Origin of the sequence: Agriterribacter sp. (assembly GCF_035445465.1) — a bacterium.
Lineage (GTDB): Bacteria > Bacteroidota > Bacteroidia > Chitinophagales > Chitinophagaceae > Agriterribacter.
In genome coordinates, this window is record NZ_DAOMQT010000029.1 from 1 (window position 1) to 18,444 (window position 18,444).

Consider the following 18,444-nt stretch of genomic DNA (forward strand, 5'->3'; position numbering starts at 1 on the left):
CTCGATCTTTTTGAACATTTATAAAAATGTCAACCTATTTTAGGCACGCACAGGGAATATCGTGTTCAATCTGAGCTTATCGTTTATTTACCTGCCATGACGAATTTCAACAGCGTTCCCCTGATAAATAAGGCAACCACACGGAACGTCATTACGAGATCCTAAACTGATCTGAATAATGCGTAATAAATTTTAAGGATCGAAGTAATCCCCCAATGGTGGAGACGAATCATCTTATTATTGGTTTATTGTTTGTGGTTTACTGTTGGGATTTCGCTTCGGATTTTGAACTTTTTGCTTCGGATTTGAATTTTCTTTGGTTCTTGTTTTTTGCTATTTAGTGCTTTTGTATTCCCTTCGTATTTCGGATTGCAGGCTTCGGATTTAATATTTGACATTTATTTGGTCCTTGCTTTTTGTTTCTTGGTGCTTTGCATTCCTCATTGTATTCTCTTCGGATTTCAGATTTTATGCTTCGGATTTGGTCTGTCATGGTGAGGAACGAACCATCTGTATTTTATTTGGTCTTGGTATTCCAACTCATTTTGTATTTCCGGCATAAAAATTATACCTTTTCAAGATAAATAAATACTAAAAAACAATGAGTCCGGCAGCAACTGCTGCTCTTAAGGATAAGAAAAATAAAACATCAGCGATTACCACTCATGAAAATACAAACAGGCGTACAGGCATCGGAACTAAGCGGTAAACTAAAAAAATTCTGGGAAATTTCGGGACAGAAGATCGCCCTTATTGAAAAAAATTACGACGCATCCAAAGGCTCACCGGTCTTCACCATTAGAGGCAGCTACACTACCAGGGGATGGACCGAATGGACGCAGGGCTTTCAATATGGCTCCGCTATATTACAATATGATGCTACCGGGGAACAGCAGGCGCTGCAACTGGCGCGAAATAAAACAGTAGCGATAATGGCGCCGCATATCAGTCATACCGGCGTGCACGATCACGGCTTTAATAATATAAGCACCTACGGCAATTTACTGCGCCTGATGCACGAAGGCAAAATACCCTACAATGAATGGGAAAAAAACTTCTACACACTGGCGCTCAAAATTTCCGGTGCGGTGCAGGCGGGCCGGTGGACGGTTATTAAAGATGGTGGATTCATTCATTCCTTCAACGGGCCACATTCTCTTTTTGTAGATACTATCCGTTCTGTGCGGGCACTGGTGATCAGTCATTGTCTGGCTCATTTTTTGCAGGCTGAAGGCGATCAAAAGATCAGCTTGCTGGATCGCGCCATTCAGCATCTTGCAGCCACCGCCAAATATTCTATATTCTATAATGAGGGGCGTGATATATATGACGTTTGGGGACGCACGGCCCATGAAAGCGTTTTCAATATAAAAGACGGTAATTTCCGCTGCCCCAATTCGCAACAGGGTTATACCGGCTTCAGCACCTGGACAAGAGGCCTGGCCTGGGCCATGTGCGGATTTGCGGAAGAACTGGAATGGTTTGATACTTTAGATAAAGCGGAGCTTCCCGAAAAACAAAATATTGTGGCAATGCTGCTTAAAGGTGCTAAAGCAACCTGCGATTTTTATATTAACCATACTCCCGCTGATGGAATTCCCTATTGGGATACAGGAGCTCCCGGTTTGAATAAAATGGGAGACTATTTAAACAAACCTGCAGATCCTTTTAATGATTTTGAACCGGTAGACAGTTCGGCCGCAGCTATTGCAGCACAGGGATTGTTAAGGCTGGGCAAATACCTGCAGGGTAAGGAAGATACGTCAAACGGTAACCGCTACTGGCAGGCAGGACTAACAGTGCTGGATACCCTGCTTGATGAACCCTATCTCAGCAGAAATCCAGATCACCAGGGATTGATCCTGCATTCCATTTATCACCGTCCTAACGGGTGGGATCATATACCTGCAGGCAGCAAAATTCCATACGGCGAATCAAGCATGTGGGGCGATTATCATATCCGTGAAGTCGCGCTTTATTTACAAAGAGTGATCAATAACGAAACCTACCATACTTTTTTTAATATTCAATGAGTATACAGGAACATACCGGTCTTTCCCGTTTGTGCATACACACTATTACTACCAAACCCTGGCCTATAGAGGAAGCAGCAAAGCATTATGCTGCTGTCGGCGTTAAAGGCATTACCGTTTGGCGTGACGCGCTGGAAGGAAGAAATATCAGGCAAACAGGTAATATGCTTCGCGGGGATGGCTTATCCGTTGTGTCACTTTGCAGGGGAGGATTTTTTGCCGATACAAACGCTGAAAAAAGAAAGCTGGCGATAGACGATAACAGGAAAGCGATAGCGGAAGCTGCAGAATTAGGCACACAGCTCATTGTGCTGGTTTGCGGAGCCCACCCATCCCAATCTTTGGAAGAATCGAGGAAACAGATCCGGGATGGCATAGCCGCTGTAATTCCCGATGCATCAGCCGCCGGTGTAAAGCTGGCCATTGAGCCGCTTCATCCTATGTACGCCGATACCCGGTCTGCTATTAATACTTTGGCCCAGGCAAATGATATGGCGGAAGCGTTGCATTCTCCCTGGGTGGGCGTAGCGGTTGATGTATATCACCTGTGGTGGGATCCGGAGCTTGAGCAGGAAATAAAACGTTGCGGGCAGAATGAACACCTGCTGGCATTTCATATCTGCGACTGGAAAACACCTACAACAGATATGCTGTTCGACAGGGGCCTGATGGGCGAAGGCTGCATCCCGGTGAAACAGATCAGGACATGGGTGGAAGCCACGGGATTTAACGGTTTTAACGAAGTAGAAATTTTTTCCAATACTTTCTGGAAACAAGACCAGGCGCAATTTTTAAAGAAGATCATTAAGGCATACAAGGAACATGCTTAAAGTGAGTAGTGAATAGTCAATTGTGAAAAGTGAGAGGTGAAAAGAGAAAAGTGAGAGGTGAAAAGTTGAATCAACTACCTTACCCAACCTATGTGAACCTATGTTCCTATGTGTTAAATAGCATAATCCCTCATATAAATACAATAGAAACACAACAGATAAAACTAAAACATGAAAGCGCATAACATAGGCATCATCATGAACGGCGTTACCGGGCGCATGGGTACTAACCAGCATTTGCTGCGCTCCATTGCGGAAATCATAAAGCAGGGCGGCGTAAAAATTGGCCCTGGCGAAACCATTATGCCCGACCCGGTGCTGGTTGGCCGTGATGAAAACAAATTACAAAAGCTTTGTGCCTTAACCGGTATCCGTAAAATGAGCACCAACTTAGACGAGGTTCTTGAAGATACAGGCAACATTATTTACTTTGATGCGCAAACTACCGGCCGGCGTGCAGACGCGGTGCGTAAAGCGGTAAAAGCAGGGAAACATATTTACTGCGAAAAACCCATAGCAGTAAACACGAAAGAAGCGATGGAATTGTATGAGCTGTGTAAACATGCCGGCGTAAAAAATGGTGTAGTGCAGGATAAGCTGTGGCTGCCCGGCATCGTAAAACTTAAACGCCTGATCCAGCAGGGGTTCTTCGGAAAAATACTTTCCGTACGCGGCGAATTCGGCTACTGGGTATTTGAGGGTGATACTATTCCGGCACAACGCCCCTCATGGAATTACAGGAAGGAAGATGACGGCGGTATTATTGTTGACATGCTTTGTCACTGGCGTTATGTGCTCGACAATGTATTTGGAAAAGTGAAAGCGGTATCCTGCCTTGGCGCCACGCATATTCCGGAAAGAATTGATGAACAGGGTAAAGCGTACAAATGCACGGCAGACGATGCGGCCTACGCCACCTTTGAGCTTGAGAACGGCATCATTGCACAATTCAACTCGTCGTGGACGGTGAGGGTAAGACGTGATGACCTGCTGACGCTACAGGTAGATGGCACTAAAGGATCGGCCGTTGCAGGATTGCGTGAATGTTATATTCAGCATTATGGCAACACACCCAAACCCGTATGGAACCCCGACATTGCGCAACCGATTAACTTTTTTGAGGGCTGGTCAAAAGTACCCGAACAGGAAGTATATGATAATGCGTTTAAGATACAGTGGGAACTGTTTTTAAAGCATGTTGTAAAAGATGAGCCTTTTCCCTGGGATTTAGGTGAAGGAGTGAAAGGCGTGCAGCTTGCAGAAAAAGGTCTGGAGAGCTGGAGCAAAAGATGCTGGGTAACTATTCCGGAACTTTAATTGTTCATTACAATGAAAAAGGTAGCATTAATAACAGGAGGCAGCAGGGGTATTGGCCTGGGCATTGCCACTCAACTGGCGGTAAATGGTTTTGATCTGGCCATTAATGGCATGCGCGCAGCAGAAGATGTGGAGAATGTAATAAAGCACTTAAAAAGCTATGGCAACGATGTGATCTATTGCCGGGGAAGCATTGCTTCTACTGCCGGCAGGGAAAATATGATCAGCGAAGTAAGAAAGCACTACCAAAAACTTGATGTGCTGGTAAACAACGCCGGCATAGCGCCAAGGCAGCGCAACGACATCCTGGAAGCAACGGAGGAAAGCTATGACGAGGTGATGAACACCAATTTAAAAGGCAGCTATTTTTTGATGCAAAAAGCCGCGAACTGGATGATTGAACAAAAGAAAAATGACCCAGCATTCAGTGGATGCATCATCAACATTTCTTCTATGTCGGCCACAGTAGCTTCTGTAAACCGTGGCGAGTATTGTCTTTCCAAAGCCGGGCTTAGTATGGCCACCCGGTTGTTTGCCGTAAGGCTGGGCGCATTTAACATTCCCGTTTTTGAAGTAAGACCCGGCATCATCCGTAGCGATATGACAGCGGGTGTGAAAGAAAAATACGACAAAATGATTGAAGAAGGCTTATGCGTGCAACAGCGCTGGGGTGAACCGGAGGACGTGGGTAAGGTAGTGGCAGTGCTTGCAAAAGGAGATTTCCTGTATTCGACCGGGCAGGTAATTATGGTAGACGGGGGATTAACGATCCCGAGATTATAAATGAGAATAAAAGAATGATGTGAACTTTTGATCCTATGTGTTAAAAATATACTAAACACATAGACACAATAGGAACATAGAAGCACAATAGAAAGAAACCAGGAGAAGACTAAGCCCTATGTGAACCTATGTGCCCTATGATCCTATGTGTTAAAAAATATACTAAACATATAGACACAATAGGAACATAGAAGCACAATAGAAAGAAACCAGGAGAAGACTAAGCCCTATGTGAGCCTATGTGCCTATGACCCTATGTGTTTTAAAATACAACTAAACACATAGGCACACTAGAATCATAGGAACACAATAAGGAAAAAGCTACCTACTAAAAAAATATCAGAAAACCAATTCTATGTGAGCCTATGTGCCTTATGATCCTATGTGTTAAAAAATATACTAAACACATAGACACAATAGGAACATAGAAGCACAATAGAAAGAAACCAGGAGAAGACTAAGCCCTATGTGAGCCTATGTGCCTATGACCCTATGTGTTTTAAAATACAACTAAACACATAGGCACACTAGAATCATAGGAACACAATAGAAAAACGATTTACTAAAAGAATATCAGAAAACCAATCCTATGTGAACCTATATGCCCTATGATCCTATGTGTTAAAAAATACAACTAAACACATAGGCACACTAGAATCATAGGAACACAATAGGGAAAAAGCTACCTACTAAAAAAATATCAGAAAACCAATTCTATGTGAACCTATGTGCCCTATGATCCTATGTGTTAAAAAATACAACTAAACACATTAGCCACAGGAGGAATATAGAAACGCAATAGAAAAACGATTTACTTAAAAAATATAAGAAACCCAATCCTATGTGAACCTATGTGCCTATGACCCTTTGTGTTGAAAAAAAATTAAAATCATATACTACTATATTCTTCTACAATGCAAAAAAGAATACAGATCATACAGATTGTGCTCCTGCCTTTGCTGTTTTTTTTCTGTTCCTGTCATCCGGGCTCATCATCGCATGGGGATGCAATTCCGTCGGACTCTGCTGTAATTGCGTCCGGCAAAACCCTGTTTAATCAATATTGTGCCGGTTGCCATAATATGCAGCAAAATGGTATTGGCCCAAAGCTGGCCGGTATAACCAGCGAGGTTCCCGTAGAATGGCTACGTCATTTCATCCTTGATCCTGAACAAACCATTGCATCGGGCGATGAAAGGGCAAACGCACTATTTAAAGAATACAAAACCATGATGCCCTCATTTACCACATTGAAAGATAACGATGTAAATGCATTAATAGCTTTTTTGAATGTGCATCAGCCATCCGCCAAAAAGGAAACCAATAAAGGACTGGCAGACCCTATTCCTGAACGAATAAAATTCGACGGACTGGTGGTAACGCTTACCGGGATTACACAATTTCCGGTTACCTCGGGTGATGGTAAAAAACCGCTGGCAAGAATTACCAAGCTCGACTTTCAGCCCGATACCGGTGATTTATTTGTTGATGACCTCAACGGCAAGCTATATAAAATAAAAAACGGGCAGCCTGTGCTGTATATGGATATGATTAAGCTGAAACCAAAATTCATTCATCAGCCGGGATTAGCCACCGGGTTAGGCAGCTTCGCTTTTCATCCCAACTTTACAAAAAACGGTCTCTTTTATACCACGCATACCGAACCTCCCGGCATAACGAAAGCGGAATTTGGCTTTAACGATTCCATTAAAGCAACAGTACAATGGGTGCTAACAGAATGGAAAGTAAATGATCCTGCTGCTGATCGCTTTACAGGAACCAGCCGTGAGTTGTTCAGAGCGGATATGGTGGGCGGCATTCACGGCGTACAGGAAATTACCTTTAACCCGCTTGCCAAACCAGGCGATGAAGATTACGGGCTATTGTATATTGGTGTGGGAGATGGCGGCTCTGTTGAAAACGGCTATCCTTTTTTAGCGCAAAGCAAAGAAAAAATATGGGGCACCATTCTTCGCATAGATCCGCTGGGCAGGAACAGCACCAATGGAAAATACCGCATTCCCGCAAGTAATCCATTGCTTCATAACTCAAAAAATAAAACACCCGGAGAAATTTACGCTTATGGTTTCAGGAACCCGCACCGTATTACGTGGTCAAAAAATGGCGATATGCTGGTCTGCAATATCGGTCAGCATCATATTGAATCTGTAAACCTTGTTCGTCCTGGCAACAATTATGGCTGGCCCATCAGGGAAGGCCGTTTCGTGATAGACCCCCATGGAGATATCAATAACGTATACCCGCTGCCGGCAGATGACAGCGTATATAAGATCACTTATCCTGTTGCAGAATTTGATCATGATGAAGGGGTGGCCATTTCAGGGGGACTGGAATACTGGGGAGATGCTATTCCCCAACTAAAAGGGAAATACTTTTTTGGTGATATTCCTTCCGGCAGATTGTATTGTTTAAACACGGCGGATATTCAGCAGGGAAAACAGGCAACCATTAAGGAGTGGCGCATCGCAATAAACGGGGTCTCAACCACACTTATTGAAGCCTGCGGAAGCAACCGTGTTGACCTGCATTTTGGCAGGGATGCGCAGGGCGAATTATATATATTAACCAAAGCAGACGGAAAACTATATAAGCTAACAGGCGCTGAACAAACAAACGGATAAAAAGTTTATAGTTTGGAAGTTTATGGTTTATAAGTTACAGATGTGCTGGTTACAAGTTGCAAGTTTCAGGGGCGCATCCTGTAACCTGAAACCTGTAACCTGTAACCTGATACCTCTCTAAAAGCAACCATTAAATATGATAATAAAAGATCCTTCGGCAACTGCGGCCACACTCACAGATAACAGAACTACCGTTGGGCACCTTTTACGGCTTCCTGTTTTGGTGGCGGCGCTTGGATACATGGTGGATATGTACGACCTGTTTCTCTTCAGCATTGTTCGGGTACCCAGCCTGAGATCGCTGAACCTTTCAGACGAAAGCATTTTGAAAGACGGGCTCATGCTGCTGAACCTGCAAATGGCAGGCATGCTCATTGGCGGAATAGTTTGGGGCATAATGGGCGACCGGAAAGGGAGATTATCAGTTTTGTTCGGGTCTATTTTAATTTATTCGCTGGCTAATATCGGCAACGGGCTGGTAACATCTGTAGGCGCGTATGCCGTGCTGCGTTTCATTGCGGGCTTCGGGCTTGCAGGTGAGCTGGGGGCAGGTATTACACTGGTATCCGAAATATTACCCAACAGAATCCGCGGTTATGGTGCAACGTTAGTAGCCACCATGGGTGTGATGGGCGCTTTGCTTGCCTACCTGGTATCTTACTTTTTCGACTGGCGGATATCCTACTTCATTGGCGGCGGTCTCGGGTTGTTACTGATGGTTATGCGGATCAGGGTTTTTGAATCGGGTATTTTCCTGAAACTGAAAGCGCAAAAAATTAAAAGAGGCAACGTGTTCATGCTGCTCAGGAACAAAAAGCGGTTATTCAAATACATCAATGGCATTATTATCGGGATGCCGATATGGTTTGTGGTGGGTATATTAATTACCTTTTCACCCGAATTCGGACAGGCACTGGGGCTCGACCAGCCCATCAATGCCGGCAAAGCAGTGATGCTTGCTTTTTCAGGACAGGTGGCAGGCAACCTCGCCAGCGGCTTTTTAAGCCAGTATTTGCAGAGCCGTAAAAAAGCTATTTTACTCTTCATACTGATTTCTGTTTCCTTGGTGCTGATTTATTTACTGGCGCCTTTTCATACCGCTGCATGGTTTTATATCATTTGCGCATGCCTTGGCTTCTCCAGTGGCTACTGGACGCTTTTTATAACCGTTGCGGCAGAGCTTTTCGGATCTAACCTGAGGGCAACGGTTGCCACCACCATACCCAACTTTGTAAGAGCTACCGTTATACCGTTAACCGCACTTTTTATATTGATGAAAAGCTATGCAGGAATTATTTACGGTGCATTAATCGTAGGATTGATCGCTTATGCTTTGGCGATAGTGGCGCTTTTTTATCTTGAAGAAACGTTTAAAAAAGACATGAATTATAATGAAGAGGAATAAGATGCAGGCACCGCCTTTATGGTAATGAAAACAACTACGATCACATTGAGAACCCTGCAGACGGATGATACCCCGGCTGCAATGAAGCTGTGTGCCGCAGAAGGCTGGAACCAAACGGCAAACGACTGGAATTTTTTAATAGCAGATCCCCGGAATATTTGTATCGCCGCTGTATGCGCAAAAGAGATCATTGCAACAACCACTGCCATTAACTATTCCGGCCAACTGGCATGGATTGGAATGGTACTGGTAAATAAAGTATACAGGGGAAAGGGAATAAGCAAATTAATGCTTAACCACGTTTTCAAAAAACTGGAATCCTTTCCTTCGGTTAAGCTTGATGCTACAGCCCATGGGCAGCAGGTGTATAAAAAATTTGGTTTCCGGGATGAGTACCACATTGCAAGAATGGTGAATACCACCGCAAAAAAAATAGCCATTCCCGACACTGATGTTTTGCCTGAGCAAATCGGGTCAGAACATATTCCCGGGATCATTGCCCTGGACGAAGTTGTTTTTGGCGTTAACCGGGCTCCGCTTATTGAAATGCTGATAAAAACCTATCCTCATAAAGCATGGGTATTAGTACGGGATAGCCGCATTACAGGATTTGCACTGGGAAGAAACGGAAGCAAATATCATCACATAGGTCCTGTAACAGCATCAGCGCCGTCAGATGCCGGTATACTTATGCTGCACGCGCTGGATAAGCTTAATGGCCAACCGGTTGTTGTGGATGTGTTGTGTGATAAAGAAGAGCTGATGCATTCATTAACTGCTATCGGGTTCAGCACGCAACGCCATTTTACAAGAATGTACAAAACAGAAAATCCCTTCCCCGGAACCTGTAGCAGGCTGTATGCTATATGCGGGCCGGAGTTTGGGTAAAAGAAATGCTAACCTTTGCCCGCTCACAAAGAACATGAAGCCTATTATGGTTAGCCTGACATTAGTACACTTTATTCCGCGCAAACGCGGTTTCAAGTGAATGAACGATGAAGTCGCAGTCATCTTTTGTAATAACCAATGAAGGACGCAGGGTTAATACATTGCCTTCGATTACTTTAAATGCAACACCCTGTTCAAGGCAATCGTACATGATCTGTTCCGCATATTCAGTTGCCCGCTCCTTTGTAGCCGGATCTTTAACAAGATCAATACCGAGATGCATCCCTTTGCCCGCCACATTACCCATAACAGGGAAGCGATTTTGTAATTCAAGAAGCTGCTCCAGTAAATAATCGCCAAGCGTTGCCGCATTTTTTACCAGTTCATGCGATTCAATATAATGAATAGCTGCAAGCCCTGCCGTGGCCGACAAAGGATTTTTTTCGTGTGTAAAATGTCCTATGGAACGGTGCTGCAAAACATTATACTTTTCTTTGGTTACAATGCCGGCAAGGGGCAGCAATCCTCCGCCAAGCGATTTACCCAGCACCAGCACATCGGGTGTTACATAATGCTCACAGGCAAACCATTTGCCCGTTCTTCCCAGTCCCTCAATAATTTCATCAAAAATGAGGAATATGCCATGGGCATCGCAAATTTCCCTGATCTGTTGCCAGTATGATTGCGATGGCACTACCGGCGTAGCAGAAATGGGTTCGGCAACAATAGCGGCTATGTCGGGATTCCTTTGCAGGATGATCTTCAGTTGGCGCAGGTATTGCTCATCAATCGCCTCCTCCTCTTCCAGTGCCCACGGGTTCCGGTAATAGTTTGGAAATTCAATATGCAATGCGCCGGGCATCATGGGGCCCATACCAACAGAAAAATGCTCTTCCCCACCGATGCTCGACGACTGGAATCCATTACCATGATAAGAATCCCAGTAAGAAACCGTTTTCCACCTCCCTGTTACATGCTTAGCCAAAGCAACAGCCATTTCAATGGCTTCAGACCCGCCGGGACAAAATAATACACGGGTAAGTTCGTCCGGTATTATTGCAACTAATTTTTTTGCCAGCTCAACAGCGGGAATATTGGTATAACGCCGCGGGGTAAACGCCAAATGGTGCCGCAATTGTTGTTGTACCGCCGCTATCACCTCCGGGTTGGAAAACCCTGCGTTATGTACCCCGTTGCCGTGCAGGTCCAGATAACGCCTGCCCTGCATATCCTCAATCCAGGCTCCTTCGGTTTTTACCAGCACATTCATTACCGGTGTAGATAAAGCCTGGTGTAAAAAGTATTTTGCATCTTCTTCCAGCCAATGCCGGGTTGTTTCACTCAGCTTTTCTACATACGCTGATCTTAAGCTACCAGTATTCGTGTCGCCCTGTTCTTTTGAAACCTGATGATTCATAAAAGGAAATATTTACGCTGTTGCTATGAAAGCCTATTTACCATTTAAAACTTCCGCGGGCCTGGCAAATTAGGATGCATTCCAAATTACCGGCGACCTGATTGATCAGGACACGCCCCTCCTATCACCTCATAGCTGACGGCTCCTGACTGCTACCTTACCCAAACAATATCATGGCAATAATTAAAGTAAAAATAATATTAAAAAACTGTGCGATAAGGAACGCGTAAAGCGGTTTACGGTTATTGGTTTGAAAGAGGTCCCTGAAATTGGTTTCAAGCCCTATGCTGGTAAAGGCCAGGGAAAACCAAAGCGTTTGAATATTCTTTAGAGGCGCTTTTACTTCCGACACTACCGATGCGTTCAACAGGAATGAAAAAAGCAATGATGCGGCCACGAATCCTACTACAAATTTGGGAAATCGTTCCCATATCAAACCTAATGTAGGCTTCTGGTCTACGCCGGGTATATCACTTTTTTTAGAATAGGTCCAATATACAGATATAGCGAATGCCGCTAACCCTAATAATACATTCTGAGAAAATTTTACAATGGTGCTGATCTTCAGCGCTTCTTCCCCAACCAGTGTCCCGGATGCTACTACGGCGCCGGTAGTATCAATAGTGCCGCCCAGCCATGCGCCGGTTACCGCTTCCGGGAAGCCAAAATAAAGCGCTATGTAGGGCATAAAGATCATCATGGGAATGGCGGTAATCAATACCAGGGAAACAACGTACGACAACTTTTTAGGATCACCTTTTATGGCTCCGGAAGTGGCAATGGCTGCCGATACACCGCAAATAGACACAGCGCTGGACAGCATCATCCCTAATTCATCATCAATCTTCATTTTTTTACAAACCCAGTAAGCGAAATACCATACGGCTAATACTACTAAAACCGCTTGCAGCAGGCCCTTTGAACCAGCTTTTAATACATCCGAAAAAATAATGGAAGTGCCCAGCAGCACCAGCCCGATCTTTACGAACATTTCGGTAGTAAGCGTTTCCCTGAACCAGTTGGGTAGTTTCATGGTATTGCCAATCAGTAATCCGATAGCCAGGCTGAAGATCACGGATTCCAGGTTCAGTTCGTGCATTGTTTTATTACCTGTTATTACCAGCGCGATAACCGTAAGCAGGAAAACCACGGGAAATACGAGCAGAAGGTTTCGTATAGACCTGCCTGTTAGCCAGGTACCTGCGAGCGCTATAGCAAACGTAATTAAAAATTGCACACCGATCTCCGACAGATTATGCCCGGAAAAAACGTTGCTGAATAATTGTTCCGTATTGCTCCATTTGAAAGCGGGTACAGGAAAATATAATCCTGCGATAGCCAGGAAAATTAGCGCAAAGCCCAGTATCACCACTGTCCAGTCTTCTGTAATGCTGATCCCTTTTTTTTGTCCAGTCATGAATTTTTTTTGTGCTAATGTAAAATAATATTTTCAGTTTGCCGTGCGGCTTATGCACGCAGGAATATTAAAGTGCTTAAGTATATCAGGTAAGCGATAACGAACCCTATGCCTTCCCGGCGGGATACCATGCGGCCGCTTCTGAAAACAGGATAACAAACGATAGCTACAGCTGCAGCCAGCGGAAGATCGAACCACAGTATCTCACGGCTTACATCAATACCATTGGGAGAGGCAATGCAGGTTATGCCAAGAATCACCAGGATGTTGGCAATGCTGCTTCCGATGAGATTGCCAACTGCCACGTCCCGGTCGTTTTTTGCAGTGGCTACAAGGGTTGTGGCCAGCTCAGGCGCAGAAGTGCCGATGGCAACGATGGTTAACCCGATCACTGCATCCGAAACGCCTAAATTAAGTGCGATCTCTACAGATCCCGCCACCAGTAAATTGGCTCCAAGTATTGAAAACCCTATTCCTGCTATTAAAATGATCGTGTTGTTGATAATGGAAGAGCGCCCGCCGTTTTTTTCCAGTAGTGCTTTGGAACTGAACTCTTCTTCATACTCCTTACGCATGGCGGCGGTTTCACGTTTGCTCAGCCTGACCAGTGCGATTGTATAAACCACGGCAGCCAGCACAAGTAAGATCCCTTCAAGACGGCTCAATACGCCATCCAGCGCCATAATGATTAAGGCAACTGCTGAGGCAATCATTACCGGCACATCGAAACGAATACTTAAAAGCTGCAGGGGCAGGGGTTTTATAGCCGCGCTTAAACCAAGAATAAAAAGAATATTAAGGATGTTTGTTCCGGCAATGTTTCCTACGGCGAGTGATCCTATGTTATCGGAAACCGCCGTAATACCCACGGCCAGTTCCGGCATGCTGGTGCCTACCGAAACTACGGTTAATCCTATAATCATTGGTTTTACGCCCAGCATGACTGCAATCCGTGCTGCACCCCGTAAAACGAGTTCGGCCCCTAACAAAATGATTACAAGACCGCCAAGAAAGCTGATAGCAGGGTGAAGCTCCATAAGCATGCGGTGTTTATACCGTTTGTATTGTCAATGAATTCAAATATCGTTAATTTAGCAACAAAGAGAATAATATACAGAAAACACAATATAAACCTAATGACGAAACGAACAAGATTGATAGCGCTTATTGATTTTTCATTGTATGCCCACGCGATTGCAGAACTGGGAAACAGGTGGTGTAAAATTGCAGATGCTGATCTGTTATTATTGCATAAAGTTCCGGGAATAGTACCTGGCATGGCTGACGGAGAAACAAGGCTTGAGATCATTAAAAGTGAAAAAGAGGAGGCGCTTCTGAAATTGATGAAACTGGCTGAGGGAAAATTTCCGGAAGACATAAACGTAAAATTTCACGTTACAGATAGAAACCTGCTGCTTGAAATATCTGACCTGATGAAACAGGGTTTTAATGATTATGTGATCCTTGGCATTAAGGGAACGGGGATGTTAAAAAAGATATTAATGGGAAGCACTGCCACGAAAATTATAAACGAATTGAATGCAATAACGGTAGCTGTTCCCGACAAGCTTTGCACGGCATCGAGCAAATTATGTAACCTCGTTCCCAAACATATAGTTGTTACCATTAACGACAGGTATGCGCTTAATGAACCGGCCTTTAACAACTTTCTTGACACGTTCAGGGGCAGTATCGGGCAGATCCAATTTATGTCGGTTATTCACACGGAAGACGCTGCAGCCGAAATCGAATCTTATCTGAAAACGCTTCAGGAAAGATATAACGGAAAGGTACCTTCAAGCTACAGCATTTTCAAAGGAACAAACGTTTTTAATGAGGTCAGGAAGAATGTTCAGATAAACAGTGATACCATTCTGGTGGTTCAAAAAGGCTCCAGGTCGCTTACCGACCAGCTTTTCCGGAAATTCCTGATTAACCAGCTCGTTCATGACGGTTCCCTGCCGCTGGTGATTATGCCTTCATAAGCCTTTCATAAAATTGGCTATTGTGTCTCTGCATCATCTTCGTGCGTATGGCGGGTGTTGCGTGAGATATTATCTATCGTCCATGCTATTTTTTTTTCAAATGGATGTTGCCGCACGGTACATTCCATCTTATGGCATATGTTGCAGGAGAAATCGAGGCAGGCATCTGCATGTATGAAAAGCTCTACCGATTCTCCAAATTCTTTTTGTATTAGCAATGAAAGTGCATCCATTTCGGTATGTGCTTCCTTTACATTAAGATACCAGGGAACGGTAAGATGGCAGTCCATATGCAGCACATTGCCGTATTTAATAATACGGAGATTGTGCAGGTCAATCCAGTTTACGCGCCTGTTGGCATTTAGCAATGCCACCATTCTTTGCAGCAGGGCCTTATCGGCTTCATCCATGATGCCTGCAACAGAGCTTCTTACAATTTGGTAACCGGTATAAATAATAAAAAATGCGAATCCGGCAGCAACGGCGCTGTCTATCCATTGAAGGTGGGTAAACCATATGAGCGTCAATCCTGCTATAATTCCCAACGTAGACCATGTATCGCTTTGCAAATGCTTACCGCTCGCAACCAATGCCAGGGAATTGTTTTGTTTTCCTGTTTTTACACAATAGCTTCCGGTTATATAATTGATAGCCGCTGTAATAGCGATGAGCAGAATGCCATAGTCTAATTTTTTTAACTCCTGCGGATAGATAAAATGATTAATGGATTCATAAATAATAAAAACACCTGCTATCATCATCAGCCCGCCTTCTGCGGCAGCAGAAAGGAATTCGGCTTTGCCATGGCCGTAAGGATGATTGGCATCACGTGGTTTGGCTGCAATATATAATCCAAAAAGACTGATAAATCCTGCTGTTATATTTACGGTGCTTTCCAATGCATCTGTAAGTACGGATACAGACCTGGTAAGATACCATGCAATGATTTTAATGATAAATAAAACCACTGCTATAACGGTTACTATTTTTTGCAGTCGTAAATTAATCCGGGCAGTATGCAATAGTGTGTATTTTCAGGTAAAGGTATTTTTTATCTCCCTATCAGCAGTGAACTTCCGGAAACAAAAAAAGGCTCGCTGAAATTGTATTCAGCAAGCCTTTATGCTGCTATACTATCCCTAATCCCGGCTATTGCTTGTTTTCTTTAAATCTTTTATCTGCCGTGCCGTCTTTTTTTACATGCTGGCTGTGTTTCTTATACCTTTTATCCGGCGTACCATCTTTTTTTAAAGGGGCAGCGGTTGCCGTAGCGGAGGATTCTTTAACTGCGGCCGTTGTTTGTTTCTGATGGTCTGCTGTTTTTACCGCATGTGTTTTGGCATGTGCAACATCTTTTTTAACGGTCTTTGTTTTTTCCTGTGCCGGTTGGGCAGGTTGGGTTTGCTGTGCGAACAGGGCGCTTCCTGTGAACAGCATAATGAAGCAGGCAAAAATGATCTTTTTCATAATTGTATTTTTTATGAGCGTATGTACTGCATAATTAGTTCCAAAAAATTGCCGGAAGCTATAACCGGTTGTTAATGCGCTTGTATTAACTATTACTTTACAATGGTAAGGGCAGGCAGAAGCAGCAAAAAGTAATTATTTATTTGAATAGCGGTAAGCCAAACATGAACGGTTGTTAGTTAGATGCCTCAATTGGCTTATTTTTGTTTCTTTTAAACGTAAGCACTATGCAATTCCAGTTGAATGAAGAACAATTGATGATTCAGCAAGCGGCACGCGATTTTGCACAAAATGAATGTTTGCCGGGTGTAATTGAAAGAGATGAAAAACAGCAGTTTCCCAAAGAGCAGGTTTTGAAATTAGCCGAGCTTGGTTTTATGGGAATGATGGCTGCACCCGGATATGGTGGTGCGGGCATGGATACCATCAGCTATGTTCTGGCTATGGAAGAGATCAGTAAGGTAGACGCGAGCGTTAGTGTATGCATGAGTGTAAATAACAGCCTGGTGTGCTGGGGACTGGAAAAATATGGGAGTGAGGAACAAAAGCAGCAATACCTTGTTCCGCTGGCGCAGGGACGTAAAAACGGAGAGTTGTATATCGGCGCTTTCTTACTGAGCGAGCCGGAAGCAGGCAGCGATGCCACTTCGCAACACACGATAGCGGAAGATAAAGGAGATCATTACATCATCAACGGAACCAAAAACTGGATAACCAACGGTGGAACGGCAAGTGTGTACCTGGTTATGGCGCAAACGGATGCGGCGAAAGGCAGCAAAGGCATTAATACCTTTATTGTTGAAAAAAATACAGCCGGTATAACCATTGGCCCAAAAGAAAATAAACTGGGGATCAGGGGAAGCGACACACACAGCATTATGTTCCAGGATGTGAAAGTGCTCAAAGAAAACCGTATAGGCGATGACGGCCTTGGATTTAGCTTTGCTATGAAAACACTTGCCGGCGGACGTATTGGTATTGCGGCCCAGGCACTGGGTATAGCTTCCGGCGCTTATGAACGGGCAGTTGAGTATTCCAAACAACGGAAAGCCTTTGGAAAAGAAATAGCGCAGCACCAGGCCATACAGTTTAAACTGGCAGATATGGCTACGCGTATTGAAGCCGCCAGGTTATTGTGTTTACGGGCCGCATGGGAAAAGGATAACGGCGATGATTATACGCTTAGCAGTTCCATGGCTAAAGTGTTTGCCTCTGAAACAGCCATGTGGGTTACTACAGAGGCCGTGCAAATTCATGGAGGCTATGGTTATGTAAAGGAGTATCACGTGGAACGCCTGATGCGGGATGCTAAAATTACTCAGATATACGAAGGCACCAGCGAAGTGCAAAGAATAGTAATAGGAAGAGGGATATTGAAGTGAGGGAGGGTGGGGTGTGAGGGATGAGGTGTAAGGTGTAAGGGATGAGGTGTGAGGTATGAGGGATGAGGTGTAAGGTATGGGGTGTGAGGTTGCAGGGTACAAGGATTAAGGGATAAAGCAATAAGAAAGTCATGGCGGTAAATATTGAAGCATATCAAAGTATACAACAGGAGCTGGATAGTAAAAAAGTAACGCTGGTTGCTGTATCTAAAACCAAACCCGTTAGCGATATACAAACTTTATACAACCTGGGGCAGCGCGATTTTGGCGAAAATTATGTGCAGGAGCTCGTGGAAAAGCAAAAGCAACTACCCGCTGATATCCGCTGGCATTTTATCGGTCACCTCCAGCGCAATAAAGTAAAGGAGATCGCGCCCTTTGTTCATTTGATACATGGTGCAGACAGCCGGAAGCTCCTGGTGGAGATTAGCAAACAAGGGTTTAAATACGGCAGAACCATTCCCGTATTGCTGCAGGTGCACATCGCCCGCGAGGAAACAAAATTCGGGCTGGATGAAGCTGAACTGAAAGAAATTACAGGTAACCTTTCGGGATTAAACAATATAGCGGTAAAAGGATTGATGGGCATGGCATCATTAACAGATGACAGGGAAACTATCAGAACGGAATTTAACTACCTGAGATCACTATACGATCAATTGTGCTCACTTGCCACTTACCACTTACCACTTACTACTCTTTCCATGGGCATGAGTGGTGATTATCATATCGCAATAGAAGAAGGTAGCAATATGGTCAGGATCGGGAGCCTGCTGTTTGGCTCCAGGAGCCTGGAGCGTTGATTAATTTGTTGTATAATTTTGTAACGCATGGTATTGCATTTATAATATAATTGTCTTTTCTTTAAGTGCTTCCAT

15 protein-coding genes are annotated in these 18,444 nt (G+C 44.2%); 10 read left to right on the plus strand and 5 right to left on the minus strand.

What is annotated here, in order from left to right; genetic code table 11:
* The first annotated feature begins 665 nt into the window (after positions 1-665).
* The 7 genes from PLE34_RS14095 (at position 666) to PLE34_RS14125 (ending at position 9,898) form a co-directional block, all read left to right on the plus strand.
* A complete protein-coding gene (locus tag PLE34_RS14095; RefSeq protein WP_324557982.1) occupies positions 666-2,033 on the plus strand; it encodes a glycoside hydrolase family 88 protein in 1,368 nt (455 codons plus the stop codon).
* Entirely contained in the window at positions 2,030-2,863 is an 834-nt protein-coding gene (locus tag PLE34_RS14100; RefSeq protein WP_324557983.1) for a sugar phosphate isomerase/epimerase family protein, read from the plus strand. The genes PLE34_RS14095 and PLE34_RS14100 overlap by 4 nt, the downstream gene beginning before the upstream one ends.
* Positions 2,864-3,034: 171 nt before the next feature.
* Positions 3,035-4,180, plus strand: coding sequence for a Gfo/Idh/MocA family protein (locus PLE34_RS14105; protein WP_324557984.1), 1,146 nt, complete (start codon positions 3,035-3,037; stop codon positions 4,178-4,180).
* 12 nt (positions 4,181-4,192) lie between these two features.
* Positions 4,193-4,963: a 3-ketoacyl-ACP reductase gene (locus PLE34_RS14110; protein ID WP_324557985.1), complete on the plus strand. Its 771-nt coding sequence runs from the start codon at positions 4,193-4,195 to the stop codon at positions 4,961-4,963.
* Between the two features lie 914 nt (positions 4,964-5,877).
* Entirely contained in the window at positions 5,878-7,605 is a 1,728-nt protein-coding gene (locus tag PLE34_RS14115; protein ID WP_324557987.1) for a PQQ-dependent sugar dehydrogenase, read from the plus strand.
* A gap of 136 nt (positions 7,606-7,741) precedes the next feature.
* Positions 7,742-9,010: an MFS transporter gene (locus PLE34_RS14120; protein ID WP_324557989.1), complete on the plus strand. Its 1,269-nt coding sequence runs from the start codon at positions 7,742-7,744 to the stop codon at positions 9,008-9,010.
* Between the two features lie 45 nt (positions 9,011-9,055).
* Entirely contained in the window at positions 9,056-9,898 is an 843-nt protein-coding gene (locus PLE34_RS14125; RefSeq protein WP_324557990.1) for a GNAT family N-acetyltransferase, read from the plus strand.
* 61 nt (positions 9,899-9,959) lie between these two features.
* Here PLE34_RS14125 and pbfA read toward each other — a convergent pair whose 3' ends face one another.
* The 3 genes from pbfA to PLE34_RS14140 form a co-directional block, all read right to left on the minus strand.
* The gene (gene pbfA, locus PLE34_RS14130; protein WP_324557991.1) at positions 9,960-11,315 is read right to left on the minus strand and encodes a (R)-1-hydroxy-2-aminoethylphosphonate ammonia-lyase; all 1,356 of its coding nucleotides are present in this window, start codon (positions 11,313-11,315) and stop codon (positions 9,960-9,962) included.
* A 157-nt stretch (positions 11,316-11,472) separates the two neighbouring features.
* Positions 11,473-12,732: a YeiH family protein gene (locus tag PLE34_RS14135; RefSeq protein ID WP_324557993.1), complete on the minus strand. Its 1,260-nt coding sequence runs from the start codon at positions 12,730-12,732 to the stop codon at positions 11,473-11,475.
* A gap of 50 nt (positions 12,733-12,782) precedes the next feature.
* A complete protein-coding gene (locus PLE34_RS14140) occupies positions 12,783-13,769 on the minus strand; it encodes a calcium/sodium antiporter (RefSeq protein ID WP_324557995.1) in 987 nt (328 codons plus the stop codon).
* Between the two features lie 99 nt (positions 13,770-13,868).
* Between PLE34_RS14140 and PLE34_RS14145 the strand changes: the two genes are divergently transcribed.
* Entirely contained in the window at positions 13,869-14,717 is an 849-nt protein-coding gene (locus PLE34_RS14145; RefSeq protein WP_324557997.1) for a universal stress protein, read from the plus strand.
* Positions 14,718-14,734: 17 nt separating this feature from the next.
* Here the strand turns inward: PLE34_RS14145 and PLE34_RS14150 are convergent, their stop codons facing one another.
* Both PLE34_RS14150 and PLE34_RS14155 read right to left on the minus strand, forming a co-directional pair.
* A complete protein-coding gene (locus tag PLE34_RS14150; protein WP_324557999.1) occupies positions 14,735-15,739 on the minus strand; it encodes a cation diffusion facilitator family transporter in 1,005 nt (334 codons plus the stop codon).
* Positions 15,740-15,866: 127 nt separating this feature from the next.
* The gene (locus PLE34_RS14155) at positions 15,867-16,184 is read right to left on the minus strand and encodes a hypothetical protein (protein WP_324558000.1); all 318 of its coding nucleotides are present in this window, start codon (positions 16,182-16,184) and stop codon (positions 15,867-15,869) included.
* Positions 16,185-16,411: 227 nt separating this feature from the next.
* On the opposite strand from PLE34_RS14155, the gene PLE34_RS14160 reads away from it, so the two are divergent.
* Both PLE34_RS14160 and PLE34_RS14165 read left to right on the plus strand, forming a co-directional pair.
* Positions 16,412-17,566, plus strand: coding sequence for an acyl-CoA dehydrogenase (locus PLE34_RS14160; RefSeq protein WP_324558002.1), 1,155 nt, complete (start codon positions 16,412-16,414; stop codon positions 17,564-17,566).
* 131 nt (positions 17,567-17,697) lie between these two features.
* Positions 17,698-18,369 carry a YggS family pyridoxal phosphate-dependent enzyme gene (locus tag PLE34_RS14165; RefSeq protein WP_324558004.1) on the plus strand — a complete coding sequence of 224 codons (672 nt, stop codon included), beginning with the start codon at positions 17,698-17,700 and terminating at the stop codon, positions 18,367-18,369.
* The last annotated feature ends 75 nt before the right edge of the window (positions 18,370-18,444 follow it).